This window comes from Methylobacterium oryzihabitans (assembly GCF_004004555.2).
Lineage (GTDB): Bacteria > Pseudomonadota > Alphaproteobacteria > Rhizobiales > Beijerinckiaceae > Methylobacterium > Methylobacterium oryzihabitans.
Window position 1 is genome coordinate 137,203 of the sequence record NZ_SACP01000013.1, and the last position, 21,687, is coordinate 158,889.

General features: G+C 73.1%; 16 protein-coding genes. 8 read left to right on the forward strand and 8 right to left on the reverse strand.

What is annotated here, in order from left to right; translation table 11 throughout:
• Positions 1-35: 35 nt before the first annotated feature.
• Positions 36-992 carry an ABC transporter substrate-binding protein gene (locus EOE48_RS14960; protein ID WP_127730459.1) on the reverse strand — a complete coding sequence of 319 codons (957 nt, stop codon included), beginning with the start codon at positions 990-992 and terminating at the stop codon, positions 36-38.
• A 119-nt stretch (positions 993-1,111) separates the two neighbouring features.
• Between EOE48_RS14960 and EOE48_RS14965 the strand changes: the two genes are divergently transcribed.
• The gene (locus tag EOE48_RS14965) at positions 1,112-2,029 is read left to right on the forward strand and encodes a LysR family transcriptional regulator (protein ID WP_127730461.1); all 918 of its coding nucleotides are present in this window, start codon (positions 1,112-1,114) and stop codon (positions 2,027-2,029) included.
• Positions 2,030-2,237: 208 nt separating this feature from the next.
• On the opposite strand, the gene EOE48_RS14970 is transcribed toward EOE48_RS14965, so the two are convergent.
• Positions 2,238-2,708, reverse strand: coding sequence for a Ros/MucR family transcriptional regulator (locus tag EOE48_RS14970; RefSeq protein WP_127730463.1), 471 nt, complete (start codon positions 2,706-2,708; stop codon positions 2,238-2,240).
• Between the two features lie 213 nt (positions 2,709-2,921).
• Entirely contained in the window at positions 2,922-3,794 is an 873-nt protein-coding gene (gluQRS, locus tag EOE48_RS14975; RefSeq protein WP_127730465.1) for a tRNA glutamyl-Q(34) synthetase GluQRS, read from the reverse strand.
• Positions 3,795-3,807: 13 nt separating this feature from the next.
• Here gluQRS and EOE48_RS14980 point away from each other — a divergent pair, with 13 nt between their 5' ends.
• On the forward strand, positions 3,808-4,500 hold the full coding sequence (locus tag EOE48_RS14980) for a DNA-3-methyladenine glycosylase family protein (protein ID WP_127730542.1): 693 nt from the start codon (positions 3,808-3,810) through the stop codon (positions 4,498-4,500).
• 17 nt (positions 4,501-4,517) lie between these two features.
• Positions 4,518-5,189, forward strand: a complete 672-nt coding sequence (locus EOE48_RS14985) for an alpha/beta hydrolase (RefSeq protein ID WP_127730467.1) — start codon at positions 4,518-4,520, stop codon at positions 5,187-5,189.
• A 379-nt stretch (positions 5,190-5,568) separates the two neighbouring features.
• Here EOE48_RS14985 and EOE48_RS14990 read toward each other — a convergent pair whose 3' ends face one another.
• A complete protein-coding gene (locus EOE48_RS14990; RefSeq protein ID WP_127730469.1) occupies positions 5,569-6,153 on the reverse strand; it encodes a HupE/UreJ family protein in 585 nt (194 codons plus the stop codon).
• Positions 6,154-6,469: 316 nt separating this feature from the next.
• On the opposite strand from EOE48_RS14990, the gene EOE48_RS14995 reads away from it, so the two are divergent.
• Together EOE48_RS14995 and EOE48_RS15000 are read left to right on the forward strand one after the other, a co-directional pair.
• Entirely contained in the window at positions 6,470-8,515 is a 2,046-nt protein-coding gene (locus EOE48_RS14995) for a M23 family metallopeptidase (protein ID WP_127730471.1), read from the forward strand.
• Between the two features lie 95 nt (positions 8,516-8,610).
• The gene (locus tag EOE48_RS15000) at positions 8,611-8,901 is read left to right on the forward strand and encodes a hypothetical protein (RefSeq protein ID WP_127730473.1); all 291 of its coding nucleotides are present in this window, start codon (positions 8,611-8,613) and stop codon (positions 8,899-8,901) included.
• Between the two features lie 68 nt (positions 8,902-8,969).
• On the opposite strand, the gene EOE48_RS15005 is transcribed toward EOE48_RS15000, so the two are convergent.
• The 3 genes from EOE48_RS15005 to EOE48_RS15015 all read right to left on the reverse strand — a co-directional run bounded on the left by EOE48_RS15005 (position 8,970) and on the right by EOE48_RS15015 (position 13,617).
• A complete protein-coding gene (locus EOE48_RS15005; protein WP_127730475.1) occupies positions 8,970-10,544 on the reverse strand; it encodes an aldehyde dehydrogenase (NADP(+)) in 1,575 nt (524 codons plus the stop codon).
• Between the two features lie 330 nt (positions 10,545-10,874).
• Entirely contained in the window at positions 10,875-12,233 is a 1,359-nt protein-coding gene (gene gudD / locus EOE48_RS15010; RefSeq protein ID WP_187371425.1) for a glucarate dehydratase, read from the reverse strand.
• A gap of 58 nt (positions 12,234-12,291) precedes the next feature.
• Positions 12,292-13,617 (reverse strand): MFS transporter, encoded by a 1,326-nt coding sequence (locus tag EOE48_RS15015; RefSeq protein ID WP_246154430.1) that lies wholly within the window; start codon positions 13,615-13,617, stop codon positions 12,292-12,294.
• Positions 13,618-13,854: 237 nt separating this feature from the next.
• Between EOE48_RS15015 and EOE48_RS15020 the strand changes: the two genes are divergently transcribed.
• The 3 genes from EOE48_RS15020 to garD all read left to right on the forward strand — a co-directional run bounded on the left by EOE48_RS15020 (position 13,855) and on the right by garD (position 17,719).
• Complete coding sequence (locus EOE48_RS15020; protein WP_127730477.1) at positions 13,855-14,760, forward strand: LysR family transcriptional regulator; 906 nt, start codon at positions 13,855-13,857, stop codon at positions 14,758-14,760.
• A 106-nt stretch (positions 14,761-14,866) separates the two neighbouring features.
• The gene (gene kdgD, locus EOE48_RS15025; RefSeq protein ID WP_127730479.1) at positions 14,867-15,817 is read left to right on the forward strand and encodes a 5-dehydro-4-deoxyglucarate dehydratase; all 951 of its coding nucleotides are present in this window, start codon (positions 14,867-14,869) and stop codon (positions 15,815-15,817) included.
• A 342-nt stretch (positions 15,818-16,159) separates the two neighbouring features.
• The gene (gene garD, locus EOE48_RS15030) at positions 16,160-17,719 is read left to right on the forward strand and encodes a galactarate dehydratase (protein ID WP_127730481.1); all 1,560 of its coding nucleotides are present in this window, start codon (positions 16,160-16,162) and stop codon (positions 17,717-17,719) included.
• Positions 17,720-17,815: 96 nt separating this feature from the next.
• On the opposite strand, the gene EOE48_RS15035 is transcribed toward garD, so the two are convergent.
• Positions 17,816-21,634: an ATP-binding protein gene (locus EOE48_RS15035; protein WP_127730483.1), complete on the reverse strand. Its 3,819-nt coding sequence runs from the start codon at positions 21,632-21,634 to the stop codon at positions 17,816-17,818.
• Between the last annotated feature and the right edge of the window lie 53 nt (positions 21,635-21,687).

Here is a 21,687-nt window from a genome sequence, read left to right on the forward strand (position 1 = left end):
CGGCGGTGGCGCCACGGCAGCGCCGCTCCCGGCGCTCACGCCGCCCTCATCGCGTCGACGAAGCGGGTGTCGATGAAGCCGGCCTCGGGCAGGCGCTTGATCTGCTTGAGCGCCAGCATGTGCTCGGCATAGGCCCGGGCCTGCTTCACCTCGGTCTCGCCGAGCTGCCAGGTCAGCTCGACGTTCGGGGCCGAGAGTTCGATCGCCTCGCGCTTCTGGCCGAGCTTGGCCACCGCCATCGCCACCATCGCGTCGCGGTTCTTCGCCGCGAACTCGGTCGCCTTGCGGTGGATGTCGAGCATCTGGCGCACCAGGGCCGGCTTCTCCGCCGCGGTGTCGCGGTGGGTGCCGAACACCATGTTGAGGGCGCCCATCTCGGTGCCGTAGGGGTATTCGACGAGCTGGCCGACGCCGCTGGCGAGGCTCACCCCGGGGCCCGGCTCGGCGCCGACATAGGCATCGACGTCGCCGCGGGCGAGCGCGATGTGCATCTCGCTGAACGAGACCCGGACCGGCGTGATGTCCTTCACGCTCATCCCTTCCTGGCGCAGGCGCTCGAGCACGAACACCTCCTGGGTCGAGCCGGGCCAGATCGCCACCCGCTTGCCCCTGAGGTCCTTCAGGCTGGCGATGCCGCCGTCCTTCCTGGCGATCACCGCCATGCCGCGGTTGCAGGTCGAGGCGATGACCAGCAGCGGCTCGCCCGCGGCGGCGCCGAGGGTGGCCGCCGCGATGCCGAAGGTGCCGAAATCGACCGACTTCGTGACGACCGCGTTCTTGCACTCGGTCGGGCTCTCGAACGGCACCACCTCGACCGTCACGCCGGCCGGGGTGAACCGCTCGTAGAAGTGCGGCGCGATCGAGTGGATCAGCTTCAGCGACCCCATGCGGATCACCGTCGGGGCCTGCGCCCGTGCGGGCCGGATCGCGGGCAGCGGGGCGAGGGCGAGACCGGCGGCGAGGCCGGTCAGAAGGTCACGGCGGCGCATCATGGGTTCTCCGGCAGCGGACAATCCGGAGGCTAGTGACAGCGGGTGTTGCAATCGAGTGCTGGTTTTCGATTGATCCGTTCGCGGAAACGCAACACCCTGCGGCGAGGCCGGGAGTCCCGATGAAGCACCTGCGCACGCTGAGCTACATCGCCGAGGTCGCCCGCAGCGGCTCGATCCGGCGCGCCGCCGAGACGCTCAACATCACGCCCTCGGCCCTGACCCGGCAGGTCCAGGACATCGAGTACGACCTCGGCACGCCGATCTTCGAGCGGGTCGCCAAGGGGATGCGCCTGAACGCGGCCGGCGAGTTGCTGGTGCGCCACATCCGCGACCAGATCGCCGACCTCGACCGGGTGCGCTCGCAGATCGCCGACCTGTCGGGGGTGCGGCGCGGCCACGTCGCGCTCGCGTGCAGCCAGGCCTTCGTCAACCACGTCGTGCCCGAGGAGGTGGAGGCCTACCGCGCCCGCTTCCCGCAGGTCTCGTTCACCGTGCAGGTTCGCGACCACGTCCAGGCGGTGGCCGCGCTCGTCGCCTTCGAGGCCGACCTCGCCCTGGTGCTGCAACCGCCGCCCTCGGCCGACCTGCACGTCCTGTTCGCCTGCCGCCAGCCGGTCTGCGCCCTGATGCGGGCCTCGCACCCGCTCGCCCGCGAGGCCGGGCCGGTGCGGATGCGCGACTGCCTCGCCCACGCCCTGGCGCTGCCCGACCGCTCGCTGGCGCTGCGCCACCACATCGACCGCGCGGTGGCGCGCAAGGGCGCGACGATGCCGCCGACGGTCGAGTCGGGCTCGCTCGAATTCCTGCGCAACCTCGTGCTGCGCGAGGACGTGGTGAGCTTCCAGGTCCCGAGCGGCATCCCGGACGACCCGCGCCTCGCCGCCCGCCCGATCGACGGGCGCGATCTCGACACGATGACGATGATCCTCGGCCAGCTCCGCGGCCGGATGCTGCCGGTGGCGACCGCGAAATTCGCCGACGGCCTCGCGGCCGGCCTCCACCGGCGCTACGGCGCCGAGGCGGTCGGCGGGGGGTGATACGGTTTTCCGGACGATTCGTTCCGGAAACCGTATCACCAGCCCGCGCGGCGCAGAGCAAAGCTCTGCGCGCACCTGAGCGAAGCCGATTTTCGCATCGCGAAGCGATTGCGCAGCAATCGCCGAGCGATCAATCGAGAATCGTATGAGGCCTCGGCGGGGTCCGCGCCGCGCCCGAGGGCCTGCGCCCGCGGTGTGGCGCGGGGGCTCAGGCGGCCTGGGTCGAGCGGCCCGGCTGCGGCCGGCCCGTGAGGTCGCCGCCGCGGAATGCCGCGCGCCGGCGGCCGAGGCCGGCGGTCTTCGCCAGTTCGGAGCGCTGGGCGGCGTAGTTCGAGGCGACCATCGGGTAGTCCGAGGGCAGACCCCATTTCTGCCGGTACTCGTCCGGCGAGAGGCCGCGCCCGGCGAGATGGCGCTTGAGCGTCTTGTACGGCTTGCCGTCCTCCAGCGAGATGATCGCGTCGGGCGTCACCGTCCGGCGGATCGGCACCGGCGGCGCCGGCCGCGGCACCTCCTGGCGCACCGGCCCGGTGCGCAACTGCGCCAGGACCCCATGGATCGTGTCGATCAGGCCGGGAAGATCGCCGATCGGAACCGCGTTGTTGGAAACGTAGGCCGTGACGATCGTCACGCACTGATCGACCACGGGCTCCACGGCCCCGACCCCTGATTGCGCCATGACTGCTCCTCCCGGGCTGGCTAGGGAAGCGTTCAGTCTCCCAGATCGGAGCGCGGCGATCATCAGCATAGATCAACTTTCCGGCGTTATTTTTTGCCAGTTTGCTGTGATTCATATCCCTGCGGCCACGTCCGCAACACGATCGTCTGCTCTTCGGCAGCGGGCGGTCCCGACCGGGCAAATCTTGCCGGGCCGGTGAGACAACCGACCCGGTCACCGAATCAGGATCGGCGCGCCCCCGGGGCCGGGCCGGAAGCCGAGGCGGCGCCACACCTCCGGCGCCGTCACGCCCTCCCGCCGCAGCGCCGCCAGGGCCACCGAGCCGAGGCTCTTCGACAGCTTCTCCCCGGCCGGGTCGCGGATGAGGGCGTGGTGATGATAGGCCGGGCCGGGCAGGCCGAGCAGCGCCTGGAGCAGGACGTGCAGGTCGGTCGCGGCGTCGAGGTCGCGCCCGCGCACCACGTGGCTCACGCCCTGCACGGCGTCGTCCCACACGACCGCAAGATGGTAGCTCGTCGGCACGTCCTTGCGGGCGATCACCGCGTCGCCCCACCGCGCCGGCGCGGCCGGCCGGACCGACGTGGCGCCCGGCGCGGCGAAGACCGTCACGGCGAGCCCGTCCCGCGCCTGCGCCCGGGCGGCCTCTCCGTCGAGGCGCCAGGCATGGGGATGGCCGGCGGCGATCAGGGCCCCGGCATCGGGTCGCCCGCGGCAGGTGCCGGGATAGAGCGGCGCCCCGTCGGGGTCGCTCCCGCTCGCCGCCGCCGCGACGGCCCTGCGCGAGCAGAAGCACGGATAGGCGAGCCCGCGCTCGCGCAGGCCGTCGAGCACCGCGCGGTAATCGGCCATGTGCTCCGACTGGCGCCGCACCGGGGCCTCGAAGCTCAGCCCGAGCCAGGACAGGTCGTCGATCACCGCCGCGGCGAGATCCGGCCGGCAGCGCAGGGGGTCGATGTCCTCGAGGCGCAGCAGCAGGCGGCCGCGCATCTCCGCGGCGAATGCCGCGTTGAGGAGGGCCGAGTAGGCGTGGCCGAGATGCAGGCGCCCGTTGGGGCTGGGAGCGAAGCGGAGGACCGGGGACGGCATGACCGGGAACGAGATGGCACCGTCCGGCCGGCACGGGAAGGCGGCAGGGGAAGGCGGCAAGACGATCCTCGCCTCCGAGGCGGTGCTGCGCGAGGGGATCGACGCCCTGCGCCGCCTCGACCCGGTGATCGACCGGCTGGTCGCCGGCGGCGCGGTGCCGCCCCTGCGCAAGCGCCCGCCGGGCTTCGAGGGGCTCGCCGGCATCGTGGTCGCCCAGCAGCTCTCGACCGCCAGCGCCGGCGCGATCTGGGGCCGGCTCCGGGCCGCCCTCGGCACCGTGACCGCGGACCGCCTCGCCGGGGCCGACGACGCGGTGCTGCGCGCCGCCGGCCTGTCGGCGCCGAAGATCCGCACCCTGCGGGCGGTGGCCGGTGCGGTCGCGGCGGGCGACCTGCCGCTCGATGCGCTGCACGCGCTGCCGGCCGACGAGGCCCACCGGCTGATGGTGGCGGTGCGCGGCATCGGCCCGTGGACCGCCGACGTCTACCTGCTGTTCTGCCTCGGCCACCCGGACGCCTTTCCGGCCGGCGACCTCGCGGTCCAGAAGGCGGTGCGCCTCGCCGACGGGCTCGACGCCCGGCCGGGGCCGGCGGAGCTGACCCGGCGGGCCGAGATCTGGCGCCCGTGGCGGGGTGTCGCCGCCAAGGTGCTGTGGGCCTATTACGGGCAGGCGAAGGCCCGGGACGCCACCCCGGTCGCGCCCTGACGCTTCGGAGTCCCTTGATGCCCAGCCCGCTCTCCGGCCCGCGCGTGCCGCCCCGCTCCGGCCGCGCCCCGCGCCAGCTCGTGGTGCTGCTGCACGGCTTCGGCGCCGACGGCAACGACCTGATCGACCTCGCCGAGGCCTGGGGCGGTCTGCTGCCCGACGCGGCCTTCGTCTCGCCGCACGCGCCCGAGCCGTGCATCCAGGGCTTCGGCCGGCAGTGGTTCCCGCTCACCTTCCGCGACCCGCACGAGCGCTGGCGCGGGGTCAACCGGGCCGGCCCCGGCCTCGACGCCTTCCTGGATTCGGAACTCGCCGCGAACGGCCTCGACGAGAGCCGCCTCGCGCTCGTCGGGTTCAGCCAGGGCTGCATGATGGCGCTGCATGTCGGCCTGCGCCGGCAGCGCCCCGTCGCGGCCGTGGTCGGGCTGTCGGGGCTCGTCGTCGCCGAGGAAGGCAAGGGACCCGAGGCGCTCCAGGCCGGGATCCGCTCGGTGCCGCCGGTCCTGCTCGTCCATGGCGACCGGGACGAGGTGATCCCGGTCGAGGCGCTGTTCCTGTCGGCGGACCTGCTCGCGGCGGCCGGCGTGCCGGTGGAGTGGCACCTGTCGGCCGGCACCGGCCACGGCATCGACGAGGGCGCGCTGCACCATGCCGGGCTGTTCCTCGCCCGGCGGTTCGGCGGCGCGTGACGCGCCGCCGGAGGGTGCCTCAGAGCCTGTTTGACTCTCGATCCAAAGAAAAAGCTCCCCTTTTCCCGGACGACTGGAACGCAGTGGAAGGAGATCCGGGATCCAGCACAAGAAATCGCGAAGCGTCCATATGCAGCGACAGTGCCGGCACACGGAGCCGCTTCGCGGCATATCTGACGTCTGGATCCCGGATCTCCTTCCGCTATCGCTTCAGTCGTCCGGGAAAGGGGAGCTTCGCGCGGTCAATACGATCGACCATCGCTCAAACAGGCTCTCATACGATTTTCGATTGGTCGCTTCGCGATGCGAAAATCGGCCTCGCTCAGGCGCCGCGCGGGCTATTGATACGGTTTTCGGAACTGATCGTCCGAAAACCGTATCACACCGCCCCGGCCATGATCGCCACCCCGGCCAGCGCGACGGCGGCGCCGGCGACCGGCGCCATCCGGGCCGGCAGGCCGCAGCCGGCGAGCCAGCCGAGACCGAGGCCGGCGCCGTGCAGCAGCGCCGTGGCGGCGAGGAAGCCGAGGCCGTAGGTCAGCCCGGAGGCGTCGGCCGGCATCTCTGTGCCGTGGGCGTGGCCGTGGAACACCGCGAAGGCGCCGACGAGGGCCGCGAGCGCCGCCACCGGCAGGCCGGCGCCGAACCCGACTGCGAGGCCGAAGGCGACGACCGAGAGCGCGATCCCGGTCTCGACGAAGGGCAGCGGCACGCCGGCCGCGCCGGCCGCCCCGCCGAGCGCCATCATCCCCAGGAAGGCGAGCGGCACCGCCCACAACGCCCGGCCGCCGCGCAGGGCCGCCAGCAGCCCGACCGCCACCATGGCGAGCAGGTGGTCGGGACCCCCGAGCGGATGCGCGAAGCCGTGCGCGAAGCCCGACGGGTCGCCGTGCCCGGCATGGGCGAGGGCCGCCTGGGGCAGCAGCGGGAGCAGGGTCGCGAGGCCGGCGAGGAGACGCTTCATCATGGGCTCCGAAAAAAACCTGGGCTCCGAGAGACCGGGATCCGGCGGATCGTGACCGGCCCGCGGGGTCGTGCCCGGAGAGCTTAATCCATCGCGCGGCGCGGTGTCGCCCGCCCGGGCTCGAAAAAGCGGGCGCCGGGCCCGCCGCCGCCCCGCCCTAATGCTGACATGCTGGCATCCGAGAGCCGGGGACAGGCGCCCGGCATCCGCGGCCGGCGGTTGATCCCGGTGCGGCGGCCGAGCATTGTCGCGGCGGCAGCCGGATGTGGGGCCCCGCGCCCGTGCGGCGCGGTCGGCAGGAGTGCTCGCGACAGCCATGGTGAAGCGCACCCGCCCCGAACCGGCCGTCCCCCCCGGCGTCGCGGCGCGGCCGGGCCGGACCGATCCCGGCCACGCGCCGCCCCTGGCGCTCCTCGGCGGCGCCTCGCCCGAGACCGACCGCCGCGACGTCAACCTGCGCTGGCTCGCCGCCTGCGTGCTCGCCGGCATGACCGGGGCCGGGCTGCTCGGCTCCGCGATCTGGATCTCGCTCCAGGGCGAGGTGACCTTCGCCGACCTGCCGCAGGCCGTGGCGGTGGCGGCCCGGCCGCAGCCGAGCGACGGCGGCGCCAACCTCGCCCGCAAGGGCGACCGGCTGGTGCGCAACCCGATGGTCGCCGTGGCCAAGCAGCATTTCCGCGCGCCGGTCGCCCTGCGGGTCGGCGAGCGCGAGATCATCAAGATCCGGCCCTTCGTGCGCATCGCCACCGCGCTCTCGACCAATGCCGGCCTGCTCGCGACCGACATCCCGCCCTTCGACCCGATGCGCTTCTTCGCCGAGCCCGGCACCGAGCGGGCGCCCGAGCCGTCCGGTCCCGACGCCAGCGAGGGCGAGTTCTCGGTGGTCAAGCGCGACCTCGCCGAGATCGTCGTCCCGGCCGACGCCCCGGCGCTCGGGGACGACGACGTCGCGGCGCAGATCGAGGAGGAGCGCCGGCTGGCCGCCGAGGCCGGACGCCGCGCCGCCCTGCCGATCGCCCCGCAGATGCTGCTGTCGCGGGCGCTGCGCAGCATCCCGGCCCTGCCGGGCCTCGAAGGCAGCGAGTTCGGCCGCGATTCCGGGCCGTTCAAGTCGATCGAGGTCCGGGTGATGCGCGAGAACGTCACCGACCTGCCGAAATACGAGACCCGGCCGAGCGAGCCGCCGCTGGTCGAGGACCGCGACGTCGCGATCCGGCGCGGCGAGACCCTGGAGGCGGTGCTGCGGGCGAACGGCGCCCTCGACGAGCAGATCCGCCCCATCGTCACCGCGCTCGGCACCCGCGCCCGCGCCGGCGGGATCGGCGAGGGCCAGCAGATGCGCCTCCAGATCGGCCCCGGGCCGAAGCCGGGCGATCCGCGCCAGCTCACCCGGGCGATCCTGTACGGCGAGTCCGGCGTCGAGGCCATCGCCGCGATGAACGACCGCGGCGCCTTCGTGTCGGTCGCCCCGCCGGTGGAGGAGGGCGCCTCGCGCAAGGCCGTCGCGAAGGCCGACGACGACGACGGCGACGACGAGGGCACCGGCCCGCGGCTCTATGCCAGCCTCTACGAGACCGCGGCGCGCCACAACCTGCCGCGCAGCACCGTCGAGGATCTGGTGCGGATCTTCGGCTACGACGTCGACTTCCAGCGCCGGGTCTCGTCGGGCGACAGCATCGAGCTCGTCTACACCTACGACGAGGAGGTCAATGGCGGGCCCGAGCATCCCGACCTGCTCTCGGCCGCCCTCACGGTCGGCGGCGAGCAGCGCAAGGTCTACCGCTTCCAGTCCCCGGACGACGGCACGATCGAGTATTTCGACGAGGCCGGCCGCTCGCTGAAGAAGTTCCTGATCCGCAAGCCGGTCGCCGACGGCACGATGAGCTCCGGCTTCGGCTACCGGCGTCACCCGGTGCTCGGCTACGCCAAGCTGCATACCGGCGTCGACTGGTCGGTCGGCATCGGCACCCCGATCGTCGCCGCCGGCAACGGCACGGTGATGAAGGCGGAGTGGGATTCCGGCTACGGCCGCCGGGTCGAGATCCAGCACGCCAACGGCTACGTCACCACCTACAACCACATGTCGCGGTTCGGCCGCGGCGTCTCGGCCGGCGCACGGGTGCGCCAGGGGCAGGTCGTCGGCTATGTCGGCTCCACCGGCCTCTCGACGGGCGCCCACCTGCACTACGAGGTGGTCATCAACGGCCACTTCGTCGATCCGATGAAGATCCGGGTGCCGCGCGGCCGCGAGCTCGACGGCCGCCTGCTGGCCGAGTTCCGCCGCCAGCGCGACCAGACCGACGGCCTCGTCCAGAAGGCCAGCGCCGCCGGGCCGGCGACCCAGCGCGAGGCGATGCGCTGAGGGCGGCCGGTCGCGGAACCTCCTGCCGACCGGGACATTTCCGTGAGTGGTGCTCCGCCGCGGCGACGCGGTTCGGGGCCGGGCAGGAGGGTCCTGTGGAGCGTCCGCGCAGCGTCGGGATGGCGTGGTACCGGGCCGAGGACTACGCCCGGCTGCGCGAGGTGGTGGAGGATGCCGCCCGCCTTCCCGCGAGCTTCGAGGCGTGGCGCGCCTCGGCCGAGCAGGTCGAGCGCGAGGTCTCCCGCAGCGGCGTCGCGGTCGTGCGGGTGACGATCGAGCCCGAGGCGTTCCTCGCCTGGTGCCGCGACCACGATCAGGTGCCCAACGGCGCCGCCCGCTCCCGCTACGCCAACGAGGCGGCGCAGCAGGAGAGAGACGAGGGCTGAGCCGCGCCGGGCTTCAGGCCCGCGTCGGGCCTCGGGCCCGCGCCGGGCTTCAGGCCCGCGCCGGGCTGTCAGGCCCGCAGGACGCCGTCGATCCGGCGGACGAGGCCGAGCGGGTTGGCCTGCTTGAGGGCGTCGGGCAGCAGGGCGTCGGGCAGGTCCTGGTAGCTCACCGGGCGCAGGAACCGGGCGATGGCGAGGGAGCCAACCGAGGTCGAGCGCCCGTCCGAGGTCGCCGGGAACGGCCCGCCATGCACCATCGCGTGCCCGACCTCGACCCCGGTGCCGAAGCCGTTGACGAGGATCCGGCCGACCTTGGCCTCCAGCGCCGGCAGCAGTTCCCGCGCCGCCTCGTGGTCCGCCTCCGCGATGTGCAGGGCGGCGGTGAGCTGGCCCTCCAGGCGCGCCACCACCGCGGCGATCTCGCCGGCGTCGCGGCAGCGCACCACCAGCGAGGCGGCGCCGAACACCTCCTCGCCGAGATGCGGGTCGGCCAGGAACGACGCGGCGCTCGTCGCGAACAGGGCCGCGCGCCCCTGCAGGCCGTCGCCCGCCTTGCCCTCGGCCAGGGTCTCGACCGCCGGATGGCCGGCCAGAGCCGCGACGCCGGCGCCGTAGGCCCGGTGGATGCCGGGCGTCAGCATGGTCGCGGCCGGCGCCTCGGCCAGGGCGGCGCGGGCGCCGGCGACGAACCGGTCGAGGCCCGGCCCCTCGACGGCGAGGATCAGGCCGGGATTGGTGCAGAACTGGCCTGCGCCGAGGGTCAGCGCCGCCACGAAGGCCCGGCCGATCGCCTCGCCGCGGGCGTCGAGTGCGGCCGGGAACAGGATCACCGGGTTGATGCTGCTCATCTCGGCATAGACCGGGATCGGGACGCTGCGGGAGGCCGCGATCCGCATCAGCGCGGTGCCGCCGCCGCGCGAGCCGGTGAAGCCGACCGCGGCGATGCGCGGATCGGCGACCAGCCCCTGGCCGACGTCGCGGCCGGAATCGAACAGCAGCGAGAACGTGCCCTCGGGCAGGCCGCATTCCCGCACCGCCCGCTGCACCGCGCGCCCGACGAGTTCCGAGGTGCCCGGATGGGCCGAGTGCGCCTTGACGATCACCGGGCAGCCGGCGGCGAGCGCCGCGGCGGTGTCGCCGCCGGCGACCGAGAAGGCGAGCGGGAAGTTCGAGGCGCCGAACACCGCCACCGGGCCGAGCGCGACCATGCGCAGGCGCAGGTCCGGCCGCGGCAGCGGCGTGCGCTCGGGCTGGGCCGGGTCGATGCGCGCTTCCAGGTGACCGCCGTCGCGCACGACGCCGGCGAACAGGCGCAGTTGCCCGACCGTGCGGGCGCGCTCGCCCTCCAGCCGGGCCCGGGGCAGGCCGGTCTCGGCCATGCAGCGCACGATCAGGTCGTCGCCGATGTCGAGGATGCCGGCGGCGATCGCCTCCAGGAAGGCGGCGCGGGCCTCCGGTGCGGTGTCGCGATAGGCCGGGAGGGCCGCGGCCGCCAGCGCGCAGGCGCGGTCGAGATCCGCGAGGGTGGCGCCCGGAAAGCCGGGCTCCAGCCGCTCGCCGGTCGCCGCCGCGACGGCGTGGAGTGGAGCCGCGCTGCCGCGGACCGGGGTGGCGCCGATGAGGTTCTCGCCGCGGATGTCCATGGGGTGTCCTCGTGTGGTGGAATTCGGTTCGATGACGGTGAAGCCGGCGGCAACCCTCCCTCGCAGAGGGCAGGGCTGACCGGAGAAAAGAGATGGCGCGTCTCCCCTCTCCCGAATGGGAGAGGGGTTGGGGGTGAGGGTGGCTCGGTTGCCGCAAAGACCCTGAACCGTCGAGCTGCGCAGCTCGACGCTTGCCGCACTATCCTGCAACTGAGCCACCCTCACCCCTACCCCTCTCCCACTCGGGAGAGGGGATCCCGCGCTTGATTTACAAGCGAATTTCCACCGACAGCCGTGCCCAGTGGGGAGAGGGTCGGGCTCTGGCCCTACTCACCGCACCAGCGCCGGCCGCTTGTTGTCGAAGGTCCAGCCGGGGATGAGGCACTGCATCGCCGCCGCGTCGTCGCGGGCGCCGAGGCCGTGCTGGCGGTAGAGCGCGTGCGCCGCCTCGACCTCGGCCCAGTCGATCTCGACCCCGAGGCCCGGCCGCTCCGGCACCCGCACGAGGCCGCCGCGGATCTGCGGCGGTTCCTTCGTGAGGCGCTGGCCGTCCTGCCAGATCCAGTGGGTGTCGATCGCGGTGACGCGGCCCGGCGCCGCCGCGGCGGCGTGGGTGAACATCGCCAGCGACACGTCGAAGTGGTTGTTCGAGTGCGAGCCCCAGGTGAGGTCGTGGTCGCGGCAGAGCTGCGCCACCCGCACCGCGCCCGCCAGCGTCCAGAAATGCGGGTCGGCGAGCGGGATGTCGACCGAGCCGAGCTGGATCGCGTGGCGCATCTGGCGCCAGTCGGTGGCGATCATGTTGGTGGCGGTCGGCAAGCCGGTGGCGCGGCGGAACTCGGCCATCACCTCGCGGCCGGAGAAACCGCCCTCGGCGCCGCACGGGTCCTCGGCATAGGCGAGCACGTCGCCGCGGCCCTTGCACAGGCGGATCGCCTCGGCGAGCGACCACGCGCCGTTGGGATCGAGCGTCACCCGCGCTCGCGGGAAGCGTTTCGCGATGGCGGTCACCGCCGCGATCTCGTCCTCGCCGGCGAGGACGCCGCCCTTCAGCTTGAAGTCCTCGAAGCCGTAGGTCTCGTGCGCCGCCTCGGCGAGGCGCACCACGGCGTCGGGCGTCAGCGCCTCCTCGTCGCGCAGGCGGAACCAGCCGTCGCGGGCCTCCGGCTCGCGGTAGGGCATGTCGGTGCGGCGGCGGTCGCCGACGTAGAACAGGTAGCCGAGCATCGCCACCGCGTCGCGCTGCTGGCCCTCGCCCAGGAGGGCGGCGACCGGCACGTCCAGGAACTGGCCGAGCAGGTCGAGAAAGGCGGACTCGACCGCCGTGACCGCGTGGATGGTGATGCGCAGGTCGAAGGTCTGGAGCCCGCGCCCGCCGGAATCGCGGTCGGCGAAGCGGGTGCGCATCGCGTTCAGCACCGCGTTCCAGGCGCCGAGCGTCTGGCCGACGATCAGCGGGCGGGCGTCCTCGAGCGTCTGGCGGATGCGCTCGCCGCCCGGGACCTCGCCGAGGCCGGTGGCGCCGGTCGAGTCGGTGAGGATCACGAGGTTGCGGGTGAAGAACGGGGCGTGGGCGCCGCTGAGATTCAGCAGCATGCTGTCCTGGCCGGCGACCGGCACGACCTTCATGTCGGTGACGACGGGGGCGCGCGACGGGCCGGGGGCGGTGGACGGGGTCTCGATCGGCATGGAAAGATCCTCGGGGGAGCGGGCGGGGGGGGGCCGCGCGACGGCCCGCCCGGCCGGATCAGGGCTTCAGCTCGACGCGGCGGATCTGGCCGACGACCACGAGGTAGCAGAGCACCGCCACCAGGGCGTTGAGCCCGACGAAGACCAGGGCGCCGTTGAACGAGCCGGTCTGCTGGACGATGTAGCCGATCACGATCGGGGTGGTGATGCCGGCGGTGTTGCCGAAGGTGTTGAACAGGCCGCCCGACAGGCCGCCGCTCTCCCGCGGCGAGGTGTCGGACACCACCGCCCAGCCGAGCGCGCCGATGCCCTTGCCGAAGAAGGCGAGCGCCATCAGGCCGACCACCAGGGCGTCCGCCTGGACGTAGTTGCAGCCGATGATGCTCATCGACAGCAGCATGCCGCCGACGATCGGGATCTTGCGCGCCGCGGTCAGCGAGTAGCCGCGCTTGAGCAGCCAGTCCGAGATCACGCCGCCGAGCACGCCGCCGATGAAGCCGCAGAGCGCCGGCAGTACCGCCGCGAAGCCGGCCTGGAGGATCGACAGCCCGCGCTCCTTCACGAGGTAGACCGGGAACCAGGTCAGGAAGAAGTAGGTCAGCGTGGTGATGCAGTACTGGCCGATATAGATGCCGAGCAGCATCCGGTTGCCGAGGAGCTGGCGCAGGACGCGGCCGGCATTGGCCGGGGCGGCGGCGCCGCGGCCGTCCATGTCGAGCAGCGCGCCGCCGGCCTCGATGTAGTCGCGCTCGGCCTTGTTGATCGACGGGTGATCCTTCGGCCCGTGCATCACCTGACCCCACAGCAGCGCGAAGGCGATGCCGAGCGCGCCCATGGTGGTAAAGACGTGGTGCCAGCCGAAATGGTGGACGATCCACGCCATCAGCGGCGTGAACAGCACGGTGGCGAAGTACTGGGCCGAGTTGAAGAACGCCGAGGCGGTGCCGCGCTCGTGGGTCGGGAACCACGCCGCGGTGATGCGGGCGTTGGCCGGGAAGACCGGCGCCTCGGTGAGGCCGACGGCGAGCCGCAGGGTGAACAGCAGCGCCACCGCGGTGAAGCCGGTGAAGAACCCGACCGCGCCCTGCACCAGGGTGAAGGCCGACCACAGGAAGATCGCGGCGGCGTAGACCCACTTCACGCCGTAGCGGTCGAGCAGCCAGCCGCCCGGGATCTGCGCCAGCACGTAGGACCACGCGAAGGCCGAGAAGATGTAGCCCATCGCGACCGCGTCGAGCCCCAGCTCCTTCGAGATGGCGGGGCCGGCGATCGAGATCGTGGCCCGGTCGGCGTAGTTGATCGTCGTCGCGATGAACAGCATGCCGACGATGAGAAGCCGGACACGGCTTCGTCCCGCGGTCGCGAGACTGAGGGTGGCACCCACGGACGTTCTCCCTGATGTGACGTCGCCGAATTTGTTCGGCCCGGCGAACTTGGGTCGCCTGGATGGATCGATCCGCCGGATTGATCCATGCTCGCGAATGGCCGTCAGAGTGGCGGCGGCCAGGGGCGGGGTCCAACTCAAAGGGTGAATTGATCGATGCCGGGCGCGCATCGGTTGCGCTGCGGCATCGTTGGAATCGGTATAAAACCCGGGACCGCCGGAGAGGAAGCAGGGGCGATGTTCGAGCTGAACCAGTTGCGCTGCTTCGTGGCGGTGGCCGAGGAGCTGCATTTCGGCCGTGCCGCCGAACGGCTGCACCTGACCCAGCCGCCCCTGAGCCGGCAGATCCAGATCCTGGAGCGCGTCCTCGACGTCGAGCTGCTCAGCCGCACCAGCCGCTCGGTGCGGCTCACCCCGGCGGGCCGGCGCTTCCTGATCGAGGCCCGGCGCATCCTGCGCCTGTCGGAGGAGGCCGCGGCGACGGCCCGGCGCATCGCGGCTGGGCAGGCCGGCAGCCTCGCGGTCGGGTTCACCGCGGCCTCGGCCTACCGCACCCTGCCCGACCTCGTTCAGGCGATCCGCCGGCGCCTGCCGGAGGCCGACCTGCTGCTCAAGGAGATGGTGAGCGCCGCCCAGACCGAGGCCCTCGCCTCCGGGCGGATCGATGTCGGGCTGCTGCGCCCTCCCCTGCCGGAGGCCGCCGACGGCGCGCTGCGCGTCGCCCGCGAGACCCTGATGGTCGCCCTGCCCGAGGACCACCCCCTCGCGGCCGACGAAGCGGTGCCGGTGGCGGCGCTCGCCGCCGCGCCGATGATCACCTACGCGCCCGACGAGGCGCGCTACTTCCACGACCTCGTCGCCGAGACCTTCGCCCAGGCGAGCCTCGCGCCGCGCTTCGTGCAGCACCTCGCCCAGATCCACACCATCCTGTCGCTGGTGCGCTCCGGCCTCGGCCTCGCCCTGGTGCCGGACTCGGCCGCGACCCTGCGCGTCCGCGGCCTCGTCCTGCGCCCGCTGGCCAGCCCGCCGCCGCGGCCGGTCGAGCTGTTCCTCGTCTGGCGCCGGAGCAACGACAACCCGGTCCTGCCGGTGGTGGTCGATCTCGCCGGCGGGCTGCTCCCGGCAGAACAATCCCAAAATTGAATTGAACGATGCCGTCTCTGAGTTGGAGCCGCATCGAAGCCGGTCCTAAACCAGGGGGAACGGAGCGCACCCCACCGCCCCGACCCGCTCGAAGAGGATTCGCCCGATGTCGCTGTCGCTGTCGCCCCAGGACATGGCCCGCCGTCTCGGTTCCGGCCTGCTGTCGTTCCCGGTCACGCCGTTCACCGCCGACTTCGCCATCGACGAGGCGCAGTACCGCAGCAACATGGACTGGCTGTGCGGCTACGACGTCGCCGGCCTGTTCGCCGCCGGCGGCACCGGCGAGTTCTTCTCGCTGACTCCGGCCGAGGTCGCCCGCGTGGTCGGCATCGCGGTGGCCGAGACCAACGGCCGGGTGCCGGTGCTGGCCGGGGTCGGCTACGGCACCGCGATCGCCTGCGAGATGGCGGTGGCCGCCGAGAAGGCCGGCGCCGACGGCCTGCTGCTGCTGCCGCCCTACCTCGTCGGCTCCGAGCAGGACGGCCTGTCGGCCCATATCGAGGCGGTCTGCCGCGCCACTTCGCTCGGCGTCATCGTCTACAACCGCGACAACGCGGTGATCGGCCCCGACGCGCTGGCCCGCCTGTGCGAGCGCTGCCCGAACCTCGTCGGCTACAAGGACGGCATCGGCGACATCGAGCTGATGACCCGGATCTACTCGCGGATCGGCGACCGCCTGACCTATATCGGCGGCCTGCCGACCGCCGAGACCTTCGCGCTGCCCTATCTCGAGATGGGCGTCACCACCTACTCGTCGGCGGTGTTCAACTTCGTGCCGGACTTCGCCCTGTCGTTCTACGCCGCGGTGCGCCGGCGCGACCGCGACGCCGTCGCCAAGGGCCTGAAGGAGTTCATCCTGCCGCTGATCGAGATCCGCAACCGCCGCCGGGGCTACGCGGTGTCGATCATCAAGGCGGGCATGAAGGCGGTCGGGCGCGATTCCGGCCCGGTGCGCAGCCCGCTCACCGACCTGACCGCCGCCGAGCAGGCGGAAGTGTCGGCGCTCGTCGCCCGCATCGGCGCCGGCGCCGGGCAGCGTCTCGCCGCGGCGGAGTGAGGCGCGGGGACTAAGAGAAACACCGCCGCCCGACCCTCCCCCCTCTGCGGGGGAGGGTGGCGAGCGGATGCGAGCCGGGAGAGGGGAGCGCGGCGCTGATCCAGCTTGCGCTCGTCAGGTCAGTCGCAACCTCTCCGGAAGCGTGGTTCCCCTCTCCCGCCCGGCATCCGCCGGGCACCCTCCCCCGCAGAGGGGGGAGGGTTCAGGCGGGGTTTGTCGTCACCGGCCGACGTCGCGCCGGTGACGCCCCCATCGACGACCAAGCGCCCGGCAGAGGCGCAAGGCACCCCCACGCCGACCCGCGGCCCCCACGAGGCCCGCCGCAACCAGGGAGCGAAACCGATGCTGGCCGACGCGCAGACCGCACCCGCCGTGCGGACAGGGGACGAGCCCCGCACCATCCGCCTGCACGACACCGACAACGTCGCCATCGTGGTCAACGCCTTCGGGCTGCCCGCCGGCACGGTGTTCCCGGACGGTCTGGTCCTGCGGGATTTCGTGCCCCAGGGTCACAAGGTGGCGCTCGCCGACATCCCTGAGGGCGCCGAGATCCGCCGCTACGGCGAGGTGATCGGCTACGCCCTCGACGCCATTCCCCGCGGCGGCTGGGTCGAGGAGTCGCGCGTGCGCACCCCGACCGCGCCGCGGCTCGATTCGCTCGACCTCGCCACCCGAGTGCCGGCCCCCCTGCCGCCCCTCGACGGCCATACCTTCGAGGGCTACCGCAACCCGGACGGCTCGGTCGGCACCAAGAACATCCTGGCGATCTCGACCAGCGTGCAATGCGTCGCCGGCACCCTCGACGTCGCGATCCAGCGCATCCGGCGCGAGCTGCTGCCGCGCTACCCCCACGTCGACGACGTGGTCGGGCTGACCCACGCCTATGGCTGCGGCGTCGCCATCAACGCGCCTCAGGCGGTGATCCCGATCCGCACCCTCCAGAGCCTCGCCAAGAACCCGAATTTCGGCGGCGAGGTGATGGTGGTCGGCCTCGGCTGCGAGAAGCTGGTCTCCGAGCGGCTGCTGCCGGACGGGCAGACCGAGGGTGTGGTCCGGCTCCAGGACGAGAGCCACCAGGGCTTCGGGATGATGCTCGACAGCATCATGCGCATGGCCGAGGCGCGCCTCGAGGTGCTGAACCGGCGCCGGCGCGAGACCTGCCCGGCCGCCGACCTCGTGGTCGGGCTACAATGCGGCGGCAGCGACGCCTTCTCGGGCGTCACCGCCAACCCATCGCTGGGCTACGCCGCCGACCTGCTGGTGCGGGCGGGCGCCACCGTGCTGTTCTCGGAGGTCACCGAGGTCCGCGACGCGATCCACCTGCTCACCCCGCGGGCCGAGAGCGAGGCGGTGGCCCGCGACCTGATCCGCGAGATGGCGTGGTACGACGACTACCTCGCGCAGGGCGGCGCCGACCGCAGCGCCAACCCCTCGCCCGGCAACAAGAAGGGCGGGCTCAACAACATCGTCGAGAAGGCGCTCGGCTCGGTGGCGAAGTCCGGCACCAGCGCGATACGCGGCGTGCTCGCGCCCGGCGAGCGGGTGCGCGAGAAGGGCCTGATCTTCGCCGCCACTCCGGCGAGCGACTTCGTCTGCGGCACGCTGCAACTGGCGTCGGGCATCACCGTGCAGGTCTTCTCCACCGGCCGCGGCACCCCCTACGGCCTCGCCGAGGCGCCGGTCATCAAGGTCGCGACCCGCACCGAACTCGCCGAGCGCTGGTCGGACCTGATCGACCTCGATGCCGGCCGCGTCGCCACCGGCGAGGCGACGATCGAGGACATGGGCTGGGAGCTCTTTCGCCTCATCCTCGACGTGGCGAGCGGGCGCACGAAGCCGTGGTCCGACCGCTGGGGCCTGTACAACGACCTGACCCTGTTCAATCCGGCGCCGATCACCTGACGCCCGGCCCTGAACCAGGGTGTGCCCGACCGGCCCGTTGCCGGCCGGCAACCGCCGGATGCGAGGGCGGAGGACGGCGTACCGGTGTCGCACCTCCTACTCCTCGGCGACCATCCGGAGCTTGCGCGCCAGCGCCTCGACCGGGAACGGCTTGGTGATCATGTGCATCCCCGGCTCCAGGAAGCCGGTGGCGATGGCGGCGGCCTCGGCGTAGCCGGTGATGAACAGCACCTTGAGGCCGGGACGCCTCTCGCGGGCTTGATCGGCGAGCTGGCGCCCGTTGATGCCCGGCAGGCCGACATCGGTGACCAGGAGGTCGATCCGGGCCGGGGAGGACAGCAGGCGCAGCCCCGCCGGTCCGTCCGCCGCCTCCAGGATGCGGTAGCCGAGCTCGCCCAGCACGTCGACGATGAGGCTGCGAACCACCGGCTCGTCCTCCACCACCAGCACGGTCTCGCCCTGGCCGGACGGGAGCGGCGCCCCCGTCGCGGGAACGGGCTCGGCTGCCGCCTCGACCCGGCCGCGCGGCAGCAGCAGCCTCACCGTGGTGCCCGCACCGGGCGTCGACGCGATCTCGGCCAGGCCCTCGGATTGCCGGGCGAAGCCGTAGATCATCGACAGGCCGAGCCCGGTGCCCTGGCCGAGCGGCTTGGTGGTGAAGAACGGATCGAAGGCCCGGGCCGCCACCGCCGGGCTCATGCCGGTGCCGGTATCGGACACGCACAGGCAGACGTAGTCCCCGGGCGCGACCTCCCGCGCCTCGGCGGCGGTGATCGCGGTGTTGCGGGTCTCGATCGTCAGCCGGCCGCCGTCGGGCATCGCGTCGCGGGCGTTGATGACGAGGTTGAGGAGCGCGCTCTCGAGCTGGTTGGGGTCGCACAGGGTCGGCCACAGGTCGTCGGCGAGCGCGATGTCGAGGCGGATCGCCTCGCCGATGGTGCGCCGGACGAGATCCTCGAGCGAGACGACGAGCGCGTTGACCTGAACCGGGCGCGGATCGAGGGGCTGGCGCCGGGCGAAGGCGAGCAGGCGGTGCGTCAGCGCCGCGGCGCGGTGGGCCGAGGACAGGGCGGCGGCGATGTAGCGCTCGGCCACCTCCGGGCGGCCCTGGCGCAGGCGGGTTCCGAGCAGGTCGAGGGAGCCGACGATGCCGGTGAGCAGGTTGTTGAAGTCGTGGGCGATGCCGCCGGTGAGCTGGCCCACCGCCTCCATCTTCTGCGCCTGGCGGAAGGCATCCTCCAGCTCGCGCTGCTCGGTGACGTCGCGCCCGATCGCGTGGACGTGCCCGTCTCCCGGGGCCGCGGTCCAGGACAGGACCCGGAGGCTCCCGTCGCGGTGGCGGTAGCGGTTTTCGAACCGCAGGGTGGTGAGCCCGTGGGCGATGCGGTGGATCTCGGCCTCGGACGACGCCCGGTCGTCGGGATGGATGAAATCGAGGACCGGACGGCCGACGAGGTCGGCGGCCGACCAGCCGAGCAGCTCGGTCCAGGCCGGGTTGACCGCCGCGACGGTGCCGTCGAACCCCGTGACGACCATGAGGTCCTTCGACAGCCGCCACATCCGGTCGCGCTCGCGGGTGCGCTCGGCGACCTGGGCCTCCAGCTCCTCGTTGAGCCGGCGCAGCCCCTCGGCGCTCTCCCGGCGGACCCGCGCGAGGGCGAGGTTGGTCTCGACGCGGGCGAGCAGCTCGCGGGCCGAGAACGGCTTGGTCAGGTAGTCGTCGGCGCCCGCGCCGACGCCCTCGACCCGTGCCTCCTCGCCGGCCCGGGCCGAAAGCAGGATCACCGGCACGTCCCGCAGCCGCGGGTCGCTCCGCAGGGCCGCGAGCAGGCCGAAGCCGTCGAGCCCGGGCATCATCACATCGGACAGGACGAGGTCCGGCCGCTCCGTCCGGGCGGCGTCGAGGGCGGCGCGCCCGTCCGCCACCGCCGCGACCGCGTAGCCGCGGCCGGCAAGCAGGCGGCGGACGTAGTCGCGCATGTCGGCGTTGTCGTCGGCGAGCAGCACCCGGCCGGAGGCGGACGCGGTGCCCAGCGCTCCCTCCCCCGCCGGCAGGTCCGCCCCCGCCGGCAGGTCCTCCCCCACCGTCAAGTCGGCGGCGGGTCCGGCCTCGCCCTCGCCGGAGAGCCAGCGGGTCGCCTCCTCGACGAAGGCGTGCGGGCGCGTCGCGGCCGGGACCGGGTTGCGCTCGGCGCGGACCCGGTCGGCCGGCAGGTGGTCGCGGCCGAGCGGCAGCGTCACCGTGAAGGTGCTGCCGCCGCCCGGCACGCTCTCGACCGCGACGCTGCCGCCGTGCAGCCGCACCAGTTCCTGCACCAGGGCGAGGCCGATGCCCGACCCCTCGAAGCTGCGCCCCTGCGCGCCCTCGACCCGGTGGAAGCGTTCGAACAGCCGCGGCAGCTCGTGGGCCGGGATGCCGGTGCCGGTATCCGCGACGCTGAGCCGGACGTGTCCGCCCTCGCGGGTCAGGCGCACGGCGATCCCGCCCCGGAGGGTGAACTTGAACGCGTTCGAGATCAGGTTGAGGACGATCTTCTCCCACATGTCGCGGTCGACATGGACCGGCTCGGGCAGCGGCGGGCACGCGACGGCGAGGTCGAGCCCGGCCCGCTCGGTCGCCGAGCGGAAGCTGGAGGCGAGGTCGGCCGTGAGGGCGGCGAGGTCGGTCGGCTCGTAGACCGCCTGGGTCCGGCCGGCCTCGATCCGCGAGAAGTCGAGCAGGGCGTTGACGAGCTTGAGCAGCCGCAGGCCGTTGCGGTGGGCGACCTCGACCAGCCGGCGGTCGTCGTCGGGCGGGGCGCGGGCGAGGATCTCTTCCAGCGGCCCGAGCATCAGGGTCAGGGGCGTGCGGAATTCGTGGCTGACGTTGGAGAAGAACAGCGTCTTCTGCCGGTCGATCTCGGCCAGGGCCTCGGCGCGGCGGCGCTCCTGCTCGTAGGCGTTGGCGTTGGCGAGCCCGGTCGCGATCTGGCCGACGAACAGGTCGAGGAAGCCGCGATAGACCGCGTCGAGGGGGCGGTAGGGGTTGAGCCCGGCGACGAACAGGCCGGCGGCCCGCTCCTGCCCCTGTCCGGCGATCGGCATCACCAGGGCGTGGGTCGGCGGGCGGTCCCACGGCCCGCAGGGCAGGTCGGGCAGGATCGCCCGCAGCCTGTCCACCGGGACGGCTGCGCCGCCCGCGGCGTCGAGGATCCGCGCCAGCGCCGCCGCGTCCTCCGGCGCCCGCAGGCGGTCGACCGCGGCGCCGGCCTGGAGCAGCAGGTCGGCCTCCGCGTCGGCGCCCTCGGCGAGATAGGCCAGCGCGAAGGGCAGGTCGCGACTGCCCCCGGCGAGGCAGCCCTGCGCCACCGCGCCGACCTCGCGCACGGTGCGCGCCGCCGCCATGCCGGCGCCGAGGTCGCGCAGCACCTCCAGGCGCCGCTCGCCGATCACCCGCTCGGTCTCCTCCGAGACGACGCAGAGCATCCCGACGACCCGGCCGGCATCGTCGGCGAGCGGGCTGTAGGAGAAGGTGTGGTAGGTCTCCTCGGTGAAGCCGCGCCGCTCCAGGAACAGCAGCAGGCCCTGGTCCCAGGTCGCCTCGCCGGTGGCGAGCACCCGGTCGATGCGCGGGCCGATATCGGGCCAGATCTCGGCCCAGACCGCGTCCGACCGCGAGCCGAGCGCCCAGGCCTCCTTGACGCCGAGGGTCGGCCGGTAAGCGTCGTTGCAGAAGAACCTCAGCTCGCCGCCCCAGGCCATCCACATGGCGAAGCGCGACGACAGCATGATCCGCACCGCCGTGCACAGCGACGGCGGCCACGCCTCGACGGGCCCGAGCGGCGTGGCGGCCCAGTCGTAGGCACGCAGGCGCGCACCCATTTCGCCACCGCCGGGAAAGGTCGCCTGGGCGGCCGCGAGCGGATCAGCCGGCATGACGACTCGTGAACCGGATGTCCGGCAGGATTGCGCGATCCTGGCTGCTCGGC